The sequence below is a fragment of the Bradyrhizobium sp. 25ACV genome (assembly GCF_054863005.1).
In genome coordinates this window covers 72,295-85,495 of sequence record NZ_JAVAYO010000021.1, presented here as the reverse complement: position 1 = coordinate 85,495, position 13,201 = coordinate 72,295, and the positions used below count along the sequence as shown (strand labels likewise).

At 65.7% G+C, this 13,201-nt stretch carries 14 protein-coding genes; 4 read left to right on the top strand and 10 right to left on the bottom strand.

The annotated features are described in order from the left end of the window. The first annotated feature begins 131 nt into the window (after positions 1–131). Both RAD04_RS34315 and RAD04_RS34310 read left to right on the top strand, forming a co-directional pair. Positions 132–725, top strand: coding sequence for a hypothetical protein (locus RAD04_RS34315; protein WP_461627327.1), 594 nt, complete (start codon positions 132–134; stop codon positions 723–725). A 77-nt stretch (positions 726–802) separates the two neighbouring features. Continuing rightward, positions 803–1,795, top strand: a complete 993-nt coding sequence (locus RAD04_RS34310) for a dienelactone hydrolase family protein (protein WP_461627326.1) — start codon at positions 803–805, stop codon at positions 1,793–1,795. A 189-nt stretch (positions 1,796–1,984) separates the two neighbouring features. Here RAD04_RS34310 and blaOXA read toward each other — a convergent pair whose 3' ends face one another. From blaOXA to RAD04_RS34290, 4 genes are read right to left on the bottom strand one after another with little or no spacing between them, the layout of a single operon-like run. After that, the gene (gene blaOXA, locus RAD04_RS34305; RefSeq protein ID WP_461627325.1) at positions 1,985–2,824 is read right to left on the bottom strand and encodes a class D beta-lactamase; all 840 of its coding nucleotides are present in this window, start codon (positions 2,822–2,824) and stop codon (positions 1,985–1,987) included. Between the two features lie 53 nt (positions 2,825–2,877). Further along, positions 2,878–3,141 carry an EscU/YscU/HrcU family type III secretion system export apparatus switch protein gene (locus tag RAD04_RS34300; RefSeq protein ID WP_461627324.1) on the bottom strand — a complete coding sequence of 88 codons (264 nt, stop codon included), beginning with the start codon at positions 3,139–3,141 and terminating at the stop codon, positions 2,878–2,880. Then, positions 3,138–4,739, bottom strand: a complete 1,602-nt coding sequence (gene fliK / locus RAD04_RS34295; protein WP_461627323.1) for a flagellar hook-length control protein FliK — start codon at positions 4,737–4,739, stop codon at positions 3,138–3,140. The genes RAD04_RS34300 and fliK overlap by 4 nt, the downstream gene beginning before the upstream one ends. Positions 4,740–4,795: 56 nt before the next feature. After that, the gene (locus RAD04_RS34290; protein ID WP_461627322.1) at positions 4,796–5,590 is read right to left on the bottom strand and encodes an ATP12 family chaperone protein; all 795 of its coding nucleotides are present in this window, start codon (positions 5,588–5,590) and stop codon (positions 4,796–4,798) included. 74 nt (positions 5,591–5,664) lie between these two features. Here RAD04_RS34290 and RAD04_RS34285 point away from each other — a divergent pair, with 74 nt between their 5' ends. Then, positions 5,665–6,111 (top strand): hypothetical protein, encoded by a 447-nt coding sequence (locus RAD04_RS34285; protein WP_461627321.1) that lies wholly within the window; start codon positions 5,665–5,667, stop codon positions 6,109–6,111. A 57-nt stretch (positions 6,112–6,168) separates the two neighbouring features. Here RAD04_RS34285 and RAD04_RS34280 read toward each other — a convergent pair whose 3' ends face one another. The 5 genes from RAD04_RS34280 to RAD04_RS34260 are packed head-to-tail and all read right to left on the bottom strand — an operon-like array spanning position 6,169 to position 10,766. After that, the gene (locus RAD04_RS34280; protein ID WP_461627320.1) at positions 6,169–7,368 is read right to left on the bottom strand and encodes an RluA family pseudouridine synthase; all 1,200 of its coding nucleotides are present in this window, start codon (positions 7,366–7,368) and stop codon (positions 6,169–6,171) included. Beyond that, a complete protein-coding gene (locus tag RAD04_RS34275) occupies positions 7,365–7,682 on the bottom strand; it encodes a HigA family addiction module antitoxin (protein WP_461627319.1) in 318 nt (105 codons plus the stop codon). The genes RAD04_RS34280 and RAD04_RS34275 overlap by 4 nt, the downstream gene beginning before the upstream one ends. Positions 7,683–7,690: 8 nt before the next feature. Beyond that, positions 7,691–7,975: a type II toxin-antitoxin system RelE/ParE family toxin gene (locus RAD04_RS34270; RefSeq protein WP_461627318.1), complete on the bottom strand. Its 285-nt coding sequence runs from the start codon at positions 7,973–7,975 to the stop codon at positions 7,691–7,693. 56 nt (positions 7,976–8,031) lie between these two features. Continuing rightward, the gene (locus tag RAD04_RS34265; RefSeq protein ID WP_461627317.1) at positions 8,032–9,363 is read right to left on the bottom strand and encodes a replication-associated recombination protein A; all 1,332 of its coding nucleotides are present in this window, start codon (positions 9,361–9,363) and stop codon (positions 8,032–8,034) included. Next, positions 9,360–10,766, bottom strand: coding sequence for a DegQ family serine endoprotease (locus RAD04_RS34260; RefSeq protein ID WP_461627316.1), 1,407 nt, complete (start codon positions 10,764–10,766; stop codon positions 9,360–9,362). Before RAD04_RS34260 ends, RAD04_RS34265 begins: the two co-directional genes overlap by 4 nt. A gap of 314 nt (positions 10,767–11,080) precedes the next feature. Here RAD04_RS34260 and RAD04_RS34255 point away from each other — a divergent pair, with 314 nt between their 5' ends. Continuing rightward, on the top strand, positions 11,081–12,694 hold the full coding sequence (locus tag RAD04_RS34255) for an OprO/OprP family phosphate-selective porin (RefSeq protein WP_461627315.1): 1,614 nt from the start codon (positions 11,081–11,083) through the stop codon (positions 12,692–12,694). Positions 12,695–12,734: 40 nt separating this feature from the next. Here RAD04_RS34255 and RAD04_RS34250 read toward each other — a convergent pair whose 3' ends face one another. Next, positions 12,735–13,112, bottom strand: a complete 378-nt coding sequence (locus RAD04_RS34250; RefSeq protein WP_461627314.1) for a winged helix-turn-helix transcriptional regulator — start codon at positions 13,110–13,112, stop codon at positions 12,735–12,737. Positions 13,113–13,201 lie beyond the last annotated feature (89 nt).

Below are 13,201 nucleotides of genomic sequence, written 5' to 3'. Positions count from 1 at the left end.
GCCCGGTTGACCGGGCCTGCCGATTCAGGCTTGCTTCGCGCTCGCGATCAGGCGCCGAATGTTGCGTGAGCTCAGTTGGTACGGCGGCGGTCATTACGCCTTGGCTCGAGCATCACGCAAGCATCACTGAGATGTCCGCGACAGTCGTCCCCCTGCCGCCGAACTCGTCATCCCAAACCATCGACTTCCTGCGGCGGATGGCCAGCATGGTGTCGGGGCGGAACGGCGAGATGCTGCTGCGTGCCGCAAGCCTGATCGAGTCGCTGACACAGCGGGCAATGTCGGCCGAGCGGCTCTATCATGAGCAGCTGGATGCGAGCACGCGTAACGCCGAGCTGCGCGAGGCCGCCGATCTCGCCTCCGATGCCATGGTCGGCCAGATCGAGGTGCTGCGCGCACAACTTGCCGAGGTCACCGCGGCAGCCGCCGCCGAGCGCGCCGCCTTCGATGCGGAGCGCGGCAAGCTGATCGGCGTGATGCAGAATGCCGAGAGCCATATCGGCAAGCTCACGACCGAGCTGGACAGCTTGCGCGCCTCCGTCGACAGCTTCAACGCGACCGCGGTCTCGGTGCCGATCGAGGTGCTGCGGCTGGCGCGCATGCAGTTCGATTTCCTCTCCGCCGGCTTTGCCCGCAAGGGCGACGTGATCTCGCAGGCGATGAGCGAGATCGGCGGCTTTGCCATCGACCAGGCGCTGACGGCGAAGAAGACCGACACCGCCTGAGGCGGTCGCCCCTTGCGTCAAATTGACAGCGCGCGGGCCCCTTGTTCTACTGGCTCAAAATCATCAGGGAGAATCCGATGCCGACGGCATTCCGCATCGCAGCCGTGCTCATCGCGCTTTGCGTTTCAACTGAGCTGGCGAGCGCGCAATCCCTGCCGAAGGAAGTCGCCACCCGGGCCGAGATCTATCCGATCCCCTCGCTCACCCTCTCCGACCAGCAATTCCTCAGCGGCGATGCGGCGGCCGGCAAGCCGGTGACCGTCGCGGGCGAATTCCGCGTCGCGCAAGGCAGCGGAAAGCTTCCCGTCGTGGTGCTGATGCACGGCTCCAGCGGCGTCGGCGCCACCACGGAGGCCTGGGTGCACGCGTTCAACGCCATGGGCATCTCGACCTTCGTGATCGACGGATTCGCCGGCCGCGGGCTGACGGTGGTGGGACCAAATCAGGCACTGCTCGGCCGGCTCAATTTGATTGTCGACATCTACCGCTCGCTGGAAATTCTGGCAAAGCACCCGCGTGTCGATCCGGACCGCATCGTCCTGATGGGCTTTTCGCGCGGCGGACAGGCGACGCTCTATGCGAGCCTCGCGCGCTTCAACAAGCTCTGGAACAAGTCCGGCATCCAATTCGCCGCCTATATCCCATTCTATCCGGACTGCTCGACGACGTATCGGAGCGACGACGAGGTCGCGGCGCGCCCGATCCGCATCTTCCACGGCACGCCGGATGACTACAATCCCGTCAAGAGCTGCAAGGCCTTCATCGATCGGCTCAAGGCTGCGGGCCGCGACGTGGTGCTGACGGAATACCCTGACAGCGCGCACGGGTTCGACAGCGGTCTGCTTGGTGCCAACACGGTGGCCGTATCAGCCAATTCACAGACCGTGCGCAATTGCCAGATCAAGGAAGGCGACCGCGGCGTGCTGATGAACGGTGATACCAATGCGCCCTTTAGCTACATGGATGCCTGCGTCGAGCTCAACCCGCATGTCGGGGGCAATCCGAAGACGGCCGCGGAGTCGCGCAAGGCGGTGGAGGAGTTCTTGCAGGTGTTGTTCAAGTTGGGGTGAGAGGCATCTCGGCCTGCACCGGTGCCGTAGGGTGGGCAAAGCGACTTGTCCGCCGTAGCTCGAAGAGCGAAGGCGGAAGCGTGCCCACGAATCGTCGCTTACGGCATAAAGATCGTGGGCACGGCGCTACGCGCCTTTGCCCACCCTACGGCGGCCGCGCGCGACGAGAACGATTGCACGACTCACAGGCTAGATCGCGCCGATCTCGGCAAGGCAGGCTTGCGTCAGCGTCATGCGCTCGCCGACGAGTCGCGGCTCCTTGCAATCCATGTTGAGCGCGAACACGGTGTGCGCCTGGCCCTTCTCGGCCCAACCCACCATCCAGCCGAGCGACGGCTCGCCGCGTTCGGCCCCCAGCAATCCGGACTTGGCGCGAATGACGCTGTCGCCGACCTTGGTCACCGGCAGAATGTCGGCGACGAGATCCTGGCTGCGCTTGCTGATCGGCAGCGCGCGGCGCCGCAGCCGGTCGACGAAATCGATCTGCTCGACCGGATCAATGCGTAAATTCCCGGTCAGCCAGAACTGGTCGATGCCGCCGCCGATGTCGCGATTGCCGTAGTCGAACTCGTCGACATATTTCTGCATGCGCTCCTGCCCGATCCGGCGCGCAATCTCCTGATAGACCGGCACTGCACTCACAGCGATCGCGCTACGCAGCGTGTGATCCTTGTTCCAGGCCTCGATCGGACGCTTCACGCCATCCCAGGCAAACACGTCCTTGTCGGGGTCAGCGACGACGCCCGTCTCCAGCGCAATCAGCGAGTTCGGAATCTTGAAGGTCGAGGCCGGCAGCTTGCCCTCGCCCGAGCGCTCCTTGTCGCTGGCGACGACCAGATAGTCCTCCACCTTGTAGCCGACGAAGGTGCCTGATGTACCGAGATCGGTGAAGCGCTTTGCGAGGCTATCGCGGATCTCATTGCGCGGCGGCGCGACATGGGCGAGCGCGCGCTGCGGCAGGATGGCAGATGCGGCGAGAAGGCCGAGGGTGGAACGGCGGGTGAGCAAGAGCGATGTCCATTGAGTCATGAAAGCGGCGCGACCATGCAGCCGCTCCGTGGTGAAACGATGACAGTTGAGTTCTATCGCCCCCGGCCCGACAGCCGCAGCACGAACACCAGCACTTCGGCGACGGCCTTGTAAAGGTCCGGCGGGATCTCTTCGCCGAGCTCGACCTTGGACAGCGCGCCGGCCAAAACCTCGTTTTCCTCGATCGGGATGTCGTGAGCCCTAGCGATCTCGACGATCTTTTCGCCGACCGTGCCCTTGCCCTTGGCGACGACGACGGGCGCGTTGGTACCCTTTTCGTAATGCAGCGCGATCGCGAACTTGGATGGGTCGCTCATGTCGCGCGATCCAGGAAGTGGCCGGCGCGGGCTGGTGCCGGCTGCGGCGGCGTGCCCTCACGGACCAGAATGTCGCCGGGCTTGAGCTCGGCCCGCGTCAGCGCCTGATTGAGCTCACCGATGCCGGCGCGCAGCTGCTGCACCGTCGCCGGCCGCTCTGCCCACATCCGCACGAAAGTCTTGTCGCCGTTCAGCGTGATCAGCGCGTGCACAGGGCCGGCCGGCTCGACGTTGAGCGAGAAGCGCGCGCGCCAGGCGCGTTTGGCGGCATCGGCAGATTCGCCAGCGCCATCGCGCGAGATCTCGAACTGCGCCATCGCGGTGCCCTGCGGCGTTGCAAAGGGAATCTCGAAATTCCACTGCGGCACGGCCGGGTCGATGCGGTGGCCAGAGGCATCGGTGCGATCAGGCAGTGAAGCGATTTGCAACAATGTCTGCCGCGCAATCGCGGCATCGGTATCGTCGAGCAGGCGATGCACGGTTGCGGACAGCGGCGTGTCCGGCGCGAGCGCGGGCGAGGCAATCGCCTGCGGCGAGGGCAATGCGCCGCGGAACGGCGGTGGCGTCGCGCGTGCGGCTGCTTCGAAGATGTGGCCGTCCGGCACCGCCTTATTGGAGCCGGGAACGTTGCCGGTCAGACGCGGCAGGTTTTGCGTAGCCTCCTGCAACAGGCTTGCAGCAAGGCCGGCGGACATGGTGCGCGGCATCGCGGCTTGCTGAGCGTTGCCGACGACGTCCGCGAGCACCGCGGCCGCGAGATTGCCGTTGCGCGGCGTCTGCGCGATCTCGGGGCCGGAAGCGGACGCGGACTGCGCGGCCTCACCTGCGGCCTGAGCAGGTGCGGTGGCGACCTGCGGTGTCCCCGTCGTCGCAGCCGGAATTGCAGCGCCCTGTGGGGCGGCGGTTTCGAGCGTGGTCAGCGTCTGGCGCAGCACCAGCAGCGCCGCCTTCAGGTCGGGCGTCGTTCCGGCGGGCGGCCTCGCGCCCGCGGCCAGCGAAGCCTCGAAGAACAAGCCGGATTTCTGGAATGCGGTTTCGACATCGGCGCCATCGAGCCCGGGATTGAGCGGCGTCTGCTGCGCCAGCACGTCCAGCACCGCCTGCTTCAAGCCCGCAGGCAAATCGCTGCCGGTGACGACGGACGCCAGATTGGCGAACAGCGGCGCCTGGCTGCCCTGTTTTGTGGCGGCCTCGGCCGAGGCCGCGGTGACGGCGACCTGCTCCAATGGCGTTAGCGTGTTGCGTGTCGCGGTCGCGGATGGCGCCAGCGGCGGGCTTTCCACCAGCGAAGCCGCACGCGGTGTCAGCGTGATCTGATCGGCAGTGGCCTCGCCTGCCCCGTTGATCACGGCGAGCCTGATGGTGCCGCCGTTCTGCGACACCGCCAGCTGGAGATTCTGCCCAGGCGTCAGCGCCACCTCCGACATCACGTCCATCGAGAGGTTGGCGATCGCGATCCGCACCAGATTGTCGGCCATCACACTGACGACCCTGGCATCGACGACGCTGCCCGCCTGCAGCACGAGGTCGGGCGTCGTCGCATCAGCCACAGGGCTGGCGGCACTGACGGGGAGGATGGAAGTGACCGGCGTCGGCATCTCAGGGGCCCATGGAGCGCTGGCCACACCCTAAGGCCGCCGTCGTAAACCTCTCGTTAAGGACCTTCGGCTGCGGACGCCTTTGCCGCCGCCAGAACCGCCACGGCGGCCTCGAAATCCCTGAGACGGGTGGCCCGACGGCTGGCTGCCTCCTCGTCCACGCCCCATTGGTCGATGTTCCAGTCCTCATCGACATGGGCGGCGGCCCAGACCTGGCCGGCATCGCGCACGCCATGAGCCAGCGCCAGCGCCAGCAGCGCCGAGCCGGTCAGGGTCGTCACCACGTGGAGCGCGGCGACCGACCAGGCGTCGCCCGGCAGCGCCGCGCGCGCGGCCTCGACCGCCTCGTCGGGCTGCTTCACATGCATGACGCCCTCGGACAGGATGAAATGCGCGCCCAGCGCCTCCGAGGCCCAGAACAGCACGGGATCCCAATGCGCGGCCTCGCGGGCGACCAGTCCTTCGGGATGGCCGGCACGATAGAACAGCAAATCGGACTCGAAATATTTCGCGAGGTCGTCGCTGACCAGTTCGACGCGATCGACCACGCCCTCGACCACGCTGTTGGCGATCCGCGTCAGCGGCATGGTCATGGGGTCGATGCTCTCGCCCTGAGCCGCCCATTCCGCGGCCACCGCATCGGCCAGCGCGCGCGACGGAATCACCACCTGGCGGCCGGACGGCGTGCGGATCGGCTTGCCGTCGAGCGTGATGGCGAAACCGCCTGCGGCTTCGGTCGCGCTCGCCTCCTTGTAGAAGCGCTTGCGCTGCGGCGGGCGTGCGGACGCGCGCGCCGATTCCCGCGGATCCGGCGGGGGCTGCCCTGCTGCTTCTTCGAACAATTCGCGCATGTGAGTTTTCGGTCCCGGTCGCTGGATGCTAGGCTTTTAAGATAAGAGCGGCGGCCGATAAAGCGAGCGTGGGCATGAGGGAACTTGCGGGCGTTGCGGCCCTGTTCGCCGGGCTATGGCCAGCTGCGGCGGAGGCGGGCTTTCGCACCCCGGAATCGCTGGTCCGCAACGTCTACGCCCATTACGGCGACGGTGCACCGGAGCTGTCCAAAGGCCTGCCGCGGGATGCGGCCACCGCCCGGCAATTCTTCGATCCGCCCCTGCGCAAGGCCTGGAGCGCGCCCCGGGTCGAGCCCTACGACTTCCTGGTGCAGAGCCCGAGCTGGCAGCTCGGCCCTGTTACGATCGCGGTCGTGCGCAGGCAATACGACAAGACCTATGTCGCGGCGAATTTCAACAATCGCGGCCGGAAGGTCGCGCTGAACTTCGTCCTGGTCGACGGCCCCGATGGCTGGCTGATCACGGACATCGAGAGCGCGCATGACAGTCTGCGGATGTTTCTGGAGCAGTTTCGGAAGTGAGCGGGTGAACATCGCTGCTTCCGCTCGCAAATGACGGGGTTAGCAGCGGAGCCAGCCCTACTCCTCCGGCGCGTTCTCGATCGGATCAAACCGGCTTGCATCCAGCCCGAGCAGATTCCACGACTGCTGCATGTGCGGCGGCAATGGCGCGGTGGCGTCGATGACGCCGCCGCGCGGATGCGGAATCACGATGCGGCGCGCCAGCAGATGCAGCCGGTTCTGCAGGCCGCCCGGCAGCTGCCAGTTCTCGATGTTGAAATATTTGGGATCGCCGACGATGGGATGGCCGATATGCTCCATGTGGGCGCGCAGCTGGTGGGTGCGCCCCGTCACCGGCTTCAGCGAGACCCAGGTCAGCTTGTTGCCGGCGGTCTCGACCACCGCATAATAGGTCACCGCGTGGCTCGCGCCCTCGTCGCCATGCTGGGCGATGCGCATGATGGTGTCGTCCTCGCTCTCTTCCTTGGCGAGGAAGGTCGAGATGCGGCCCTGCTTCGGCTTCGGCAGGCCCGGCACCAGCGCCCAATAGGTTTTTCGCGCCGACCGGGAGCGGAACGCGCCGGTCAGATGCGAGGCGGCGAAACGGGTCTTCGCGATCAGAAGGCAGCCGGACGTGTCCTTGTCGATCCGGTGCACAAGCCGCGGCTTCTGCCCCTTGGAGTCGCGCATCACCTCCAGCATCTGGTCGACGTGCCGCGTCGTGCCGGAGCCGCCCTGCACCGCGAGCCCAAAGGGCTTGTTGAGCACGAGGACGTCGTCGTCCTCAAAGATCGTCATCTCCTTTAGCGCGGCGAGCGTCTTTTGCGCAGCTTCCGAGAGCGGGCTCGCAGTCTTCGGCGTATCGAGCTTCAGGGGCGGGATGCGGACGCTCTGCCCCTCCTCCAGCCGGTCCTTGCTGTCGACGCGCTTGCCGTCGACGCGCAGCTCGCCTTTACGGACGACGCGCTGGATGTGGGAGAACGACAGGCCGGGAAAGCGCGCCTCGAGGAAACGATCGACGCGCATGTTGTTCTCGTCGGCGGTCACCTTGACGGTCTGCACCTTGGTCGGCAGCAGCGCCTCGACGGGCTTCTCGGGCGCGGACCTCTCTGCCACCTTGGGCGGCCGCCGCTCGGCGCGCTCGCCCGCAAAGCGCGGCGGGTTGCTGCCCGGACGCGGTCCCGCTGCCTTTGCGCTGCGCGCCTTGAACGGACGCGCCTCCTTGCGCTCGTCGCGCTCGCGAGGTTTTGGATTCATTCTCTTGATGCGGCGGCTCATGCGGTCTTTCCAAGCTTTCGTGTCGACTGTGCGCTGGCGCGCCGCGGCAGCGACGCAACCTGCGCGCCTACCTCGTTCTCCGCCAGCCGCAGCTCATATTGCTGTTGCAGGTTCATCCAGAATTGCGGGCTGGTGCCGAACCAGTGCCCAAGACGCAGCGCCGTATCCGCGGTGATGCCGCGCTGTCCATTGATGATGCCTGTGATGCGATTAACAGGCACATCAATCTGACGCGACAGCTCCGCGGCCGTGATGCCGACTTCGCGCAGCTCTTCAGCAAGATGCTCACCGGGATGAATGGGCGTGCGGGGCATAGCTTCCTTTAGTGATAGTCGACGATCTCTACATCAATCGGACCGGGCGCCCCCTCCGGCCAACTGAAGCAGATCCGCCATTGATCGTTGATCCGGATCGAGAATTGTCCTGCACGATCGCCCTTCAAGGCTTCCAGTCGATTACCGGGCAATGCCGCCAAGTCGGCCAAGCTCGTTGCCGCGTCCAGTCGATCGAGGCGCGTCTCTGCCTGCCGGGCAAATCCCGAGAATTCCTTGACGTGCTGACCAGCGGCAAATCGCTCCGTGCGCTTGTCGCGGTAGCTGACGATCATGCCGAAGTGCTAGCAGGAATTACGCGTTACGTAAATAGTAAATCCGTTCCGAGCGTCTACCTCCCACCCCGCTCCTTGCGCAGCTTGGCCCAGTAATCCAACCGCTTCCTGATCTCGCGCTCGAAGCCGCGCTCGGGTGGGTCGTAGAAGGTCTGGCGGCCCAGGGCTTCCGGGAAGTAGTCCTGCCCGGAGAACGCGTCGGGGGCGTCGTGGTCGTATTCGTAAGACGCGCCGTAGCCTTCCGACTTCATCAGCTTGGTCGGGGAATTGAGGATGTGCTTTGGCGGCAGCAGCGAGCCGGCCTGCTTGGCGACCTGCATCGCCGTGCCGAAGGCGGTGTAGACCGCGTTCGATTTCGGCGCGGTGGCGAGATAGACGACGGCCTGCGCGATGGCGAGCTCGCCCTCGGGATGGCCGAGGAAGTCGAACGCGTCCTTGGCCGCATTGGCGATGACGAGCGCCTGCGGATCGGCAAGGCCGATGTCCTCCACGGCCATGCGTACGACGCGGCGCGCCAGGAATAGCGGGTCCTCACCGGCGTCCAACATGCGCGCGAGATAATACAGCGCCGCATCGGGATCGGAGCCGCGCACCGATTTATGCAGCGCCGAGATCAGATTATAATGGCCGTCGGCCGATTTGTCGTAGATCGGCGCGCGGCGTTGCAAAATCTCCTGCAACTGCGCGGCATTGAAAATCTCGTCCGCCCGCGCCGAGCGCCAGACCTCTTCGGCAAGCGTCAGGGACGCCCTCCCGTCGCCATCGGCCATGCGCACCAGCACCGCGCGCGCCTCGGCATCGAGCGGCAGCTTCTTGCCTTCGACCTCCTCGGCATGCGCGAACAGTTTTTCGATCGCGGCGGCATCGAGCGAGCGAAACACCAAGACGCGCGCGCGAGAGAGCAACGCCGCGTTGAGCTCGAAGGACGGATTCTCGGTGGTGGCGCCGACCATAACTACCGTGCCGTCTTCCATGACGGGCAGAAACGAATCCTGCTGGGCCCGGTTGAATCTGTGCACCTCGTCGACGAACAGAAGCGTGCCCTTGCCCATCTCGCGGCGGGCGCGCGCGGCGTCGAACGCCTTCTTCAGATCGGCGACGCCGGAGAATACCGCGGAGATCTGCTCGAAATGCAGGTCCGTCGCATCCGCCAGCAGCCGCGCCACCGTGGTCTTGCCGGTGCCGGGCGGGCCCCAGAACACCAGCGATCCCAGCGTGCGCGTCTCCAGCATGCGTGTCAGCGCACCGTCGGGACCGAGGATGTGGTCCTGGCCGACCACCTCCGACAGCGCGCGCGGGCGCAGCCGGTCCGGCAGCGGATGCGGAGCGTCGTGGTCAAGCCCCGCCGCGGCAAAGAGCGTTGGCGTTTGTGGTCGCTTCGGACTCATCCGCCCAGCGTGACGTTGATCTGCTGGCCGCCGCGCACCAGCGTGATACGCCAGATGCGCGGGCGCTCACCTGCCGCCTTCTCGAGGTCGCCGGTCCTGCTGATCTTCTGGTTGTTGACCGCCAGAATGATATCGCCCTTCTGGAAGCCGACATTCGCGGCCGCACTGTCGCCGCCGAGATCGGTGATCACGACGCCTTCGGTGTCGGCGTCGAGATGCAGCTCGTCGGCGACCGCCGGCGTGATGGTCGAAACCTTCGCGCCCTGGAACGGCGATCGCGCGGTGACGACGAGCTCGTTACGTCCCGTATCGGGCGCGGTCTCCAGCGCCACCGTCAGCTTGAGCGGCTTGCCGCTGCGCTGCACGTCGATCTGCGCGCTGCCGCCGAGCGGGCGGGTGGCGAAGCGATAATCGAAAGCGTTGGGATCATCCACGGTCTGGCCGTCGATCCCGGTGATGAGATCGGAGGACTTCAGGCCGGCCTTCGCGGCGGGGCCGTTCGACACCACGCTCGCGACCAGCGCGCCGGTCGGCGAACGCAGGCCGAGGCTCTCGGCGATCTCGGGCGTCACTGCCTGCAATTTTGCCCCGAGCCAGGGACGCTTCACCGCCTTGCCGCCGCTCTTGGCGGAGGCGACGACGACGCGCACCATGTTCGCAGGGATCGCAAACCCGATGCCCTGCGAGCCGCCGGAGCGCGAATAGATCGCGGTGTTGATGCCCGCGAGCTTGCCGCTCATGTCGACCAGCGCGCCGCCGGAATTGCCGGGATTGATCGCCGCATCGGTCTGGATGAAAAACTGATAATCGGTGATGCCTACCTGCGTGCGCGCCAGCGCCGAGATGATGCCGTGAGTCACGGTCTGGCCGACGCCGAAGGGATTGCCGATCGCGAGCACGACGTCGCCGACCAGCAATTCGTCGGAATTGGTGAAATCGAGGGTCGGGAATTTCTCCTTGGTGTCCTTCAGGCGCAGCACGGCAAGATCGGTGCGCGTATCCTTCAGCAGAATCTCCGCCTCGAACTCGCGCTTGTCCGACAGCGACACCTTCACCTGGTCGGCGCCCTCGATGACGTGGACGTTGGTGACGACGAGGCCGGACGCATCGACGATGACGCCAGAGCCGAGCGAGCGCTGCATCTGCTCGGGCTGCTGGCCCGGCACGCCGAAGAAGCGGCGGAAGATCGGATCGTCCAGCAGCGGGTTGCGGTTCTGCACCACCTTGGCGGCATAGACGTTGACCACGGCCGGCTGCACCCGCTGCACGATCGGCGCATAGGACAGCCGCAGTTCGGCCGGCGACGACGGGACCCGACGGTCCTGCGCCGCAGCCGGGTTGAAGTGGGCGGAAAAGCCTATGCACAATGCCGTGACGACGGCGGTCCGGATCGATCGAAACATTCCTACCTCTTGGAAAAGACGCCGGAATATAGGCGCGTTCGCCTCCCAATAGAAGGGCGCTAGGCGGCAATATTCGGCCTCCGTCGGGCGTCTGCGGCCAGCAAGCCAAGCGTGCGGAACGGCGATTTGTCTTGCCTCGTGGATTGGCATGACACGCATCATCTTGCATTCTTTGCTCACGGTAGATTCGGTTGCGGCGAATTTACATCACTGGGAACCACGCAACCGATGCGCGTCGTCGCGGGGCAGTCATCAATCGTTCCTAGCCTCACCGCCTGCGACTTGGGGAATTGGTCAAACCATGGAGTCATGACGTGAGCAGGACAAGGATTGCAGTCACGGCGATCGGCCTGGCCGGAGCGTTGGCGGCCTCGCAGGCCCAAGCCCAATCAGCAAGCAGCAGCGAACAGGAGATCGCGCTGCTCAAACAACAGTTGAAGATGCTGGAGCAGAAGCTCGACAAGCTTCAGAGCCAGACCGCCGCGAACACGGCGGCCACGGCCAAAGCCAAGGCCGAAGCAAAGGCCGAAGCCAAAGCCGAAGCGCGGTCGGAGGCGAAGGCTGTGGTTGCCAATGCGAACGCGGCGATCCCCGTCAAAGGACCGGCGCCTGCGCCCGGCGTCGTCGTGACCATGCCGAACAACCGGCCGACCATCTGCACCGCCGACCAGGCCAGTTGCGTCGCCATCACCAGCCGCCTGCACTGGGATGTCGGCGGCTATGACTATCGTCCCAACACGGCGGCGACCGTGCCGCAGAAGCTCGACAGCGGCCAGAACGTCCGCCGCGCGCGCATCGGCGTCACCGGCAAATTCTTCAACGACTGGAACTTCGCGCTGGTCTACGATTTCGGCGGCTCGTCCGACGGTTTTGGCGGCACCGCTCCTGGATCACTGCCGGGCGGCGGCGTCTCCGGCGTCGAAAATGCCTATCTCAGCTACACCGGCTTGAAGCCGTTCGGCGGCAAGATGGCGATCGAAGCGGGCATCATGGACGTGCCCTACACGCTCGATGAGGCCACGAGCTCCAACGACATCATGTTCATGGAGCGCGCCTCGGCCGGCATCATCGCGACCAATATCGCTGCCGGCGACTTCCGCTCCGCGGCCGGTACGCGCTGGTACAACGACCAGCTCTGGATCGGCGGCTATGTCACGGGGCCGTCGACCGGCGCAATCCACTCGGCTTCGAGCGCGGCGCCGGCGGGCACAAGCGAGCAATACGGCGCCGTGGCGCGCATCGCCGGCAACCCGATCAGCGGCAAGGACTATTCGGTGCATATCGGCGCCGACGCCCAGTGGCTGATCCAGCCGCCGCGCAATCTCATCGCCAACACGCAAACCGTCACGCTCAGCGATCGTCCGGAATTGCGTCTCGATCCGACCACGCTGATCTCGACCGGCGCGATCGCCAATGCCTCGGGCGCGCAGGTCTACAGCGTCGAAGCCGCGGCAACCTACGGCCCGCTCATCGTTCAGGGCGAGTACTTCTGGTACAATGTCGACCGGACCGCCAACACCGGCGTGCCGCTGGTCGGCGCACCCAGCCTGAAATTCCAGGGTGGCTACGCGCAGGCCGGCTACGTGTTGACGGGCGAAGGCCGCAGCTACAACGCGGCGAACGCGGCCTATAGCGGCGTCAAGCCGGCGCATCCTTTCTCGCTCGAAGGCGGCGGCTGGGGTGCGTGGGAAATCGCGGGGCGCTTCTCGACGGTCGACCTCAACAATCAATTGGGCGCAGCGACCGGCATCGCCGGCGGCCGACAGACCGTCTACACGCTGGCACTCAACTGGTACGTCAACGGCAACGTCCGCTTCATGCTCGACTATCTGCACGGCACGGTGTCGAGGCAAGCCTCGCCGATCGCGACCGCAGATGTCGGCTCGAAGTTCGATGCGGTCGCGATGCGCACGCAGTTCGCGTTCTGAGGGGTATCTCTCCCGGGAGCGGCACGCCGCTCCTGGATCTCTAAGCTGCGCGCTTCGGCTTCTTCACGATCGCCGGCGGCGGCGCACCGGACAGCCGCTGCTGATGGCTCTCGCCCCAAGCCTTGAGGATATCGATCACCGGCCTGAGGCTCTCGCCGAGTTCGGAGAGGCAGTATTCGACGCGCGGCGGCACCTCGGCATAGACCTTGCGGATGACGAGCTTGTCCTCCTCCAGCGCACGCAGCTGCTTTGTCAGCATGCGCTGGGTGATGCCGGGCATCCGACGGCGCAATTCGCCGAAGCGCTGGGTGCCGCTCTGGAGATGGTAGAGGATCACGCCCTTCCACTTACCGTCGATCAGGTCCAGCGTCGCCTCGACCGAGCAGCCCGGGCGCCGGGTAAAATCGCGCCGTTTCATGCGTGTTTTCCCAATAGTATCCAAACAGGGACTATATCCCCGAATTTACAGTACTTGCCAAATTGGAGCTAGCGCGACACTTAGCAGGC

Excerpts from the sequence above, each read along its gene's own strand:
- RAD04_RS34300 (WP_461627324.1), bottom strand. The coding sequence starts at position 3,141 with ATGAGCGACCCATCCAAGTTCGCGATCGCGCTGCATTACGAAAAGGGT.
- RAD04_RS34250 (WP_461627314.1), bottom strand. The coding sequence starts at position 13,112 with ATGAAACGGCGCGATTTTACCCGGCGCCCGGGCTGCTCGGTCGAGGCG.
- fliK (WP_461627323.1), bottom strand. The coding sequence starts at position 4,739 with ATGCCGACGCCGGTCACTTCCATCCTCCCCGTCAGTGCCGCCAGCCCT.
- RAD04_RS34260 (WP_461627316.1), bottom strand. The coding sequence starts at position 10,766 with ATGTTTCGATCGATCCGGACCGCCGTCGTCACGGCATTGTGCATAGGC.
- RAD04_RS34285 (WP_461627321.1), top strand. The coding sequence starts at position 5,665 with ATGAGGGAACTTGCGGGCGTTGCGGCCCTGTTCGCCGGGCTATGGCCA.
- RAD04_RS34290 (WP_461627322.1), bottom strand. The coding sequence starts at position 5,590 with ATGCGCGAATTGTTCGAAGAAGCAGCAGGGCAGCCCCCGCCGGATCCG.
- RAD04_RS34275 (WP_461627319.1), bottom strand. The coding sequence starts at position 7,682 with ATGCCCCGCACGCCCATTCATCCCGGTGAGCATCTTGCTGAAGAGCTG.
- RAD04_RS34310 (WP_461627326.1), top strand. The coding sequence starts at position 803 with ATGCCGACGGCATTCCGCATCGCAGCCGTGCTCATCGCGCTTTGCGTT.
- RAD04_RS34265 (WP_461627317.1), bottom strand. The coding sequence starts at position 9,363 with ATGAGTCCGAAGCGACCACAAACGCCAACGCTCTTTGCCGCGGCGGGG.
- RAD04_RS34270 (WP_461627318.1), bottom strand. The coding sequence starts at position 7,975 with ATGATCGTCAGCTACCGCGACAAGCGCACGGAGCGATTTGCCGCTGGT.
- RAD04_RS34280 (WP_461627320.1), bottom strand. The coding sequence starts at position 7,368 with ATGAGCCGCCGCATCAAGAGAATGAATCCAAAACCTCGCGAGCGCGAC.
- blaOXA (WP_461627325.1), bottom strand. The coding sequence starts at position 2,824 with ATGACTCAATGGACATCGCTCTTGCTCACCCGCCGTTCCACCCTCGGC.
- RAD04_RS34315 (WP_461627327.1), top strand. The coding sequence starts at position 132 with ATGTCCGCGACAGTCGTCCCCCTGCCGCCGAACTCGTCATCCCAAACC.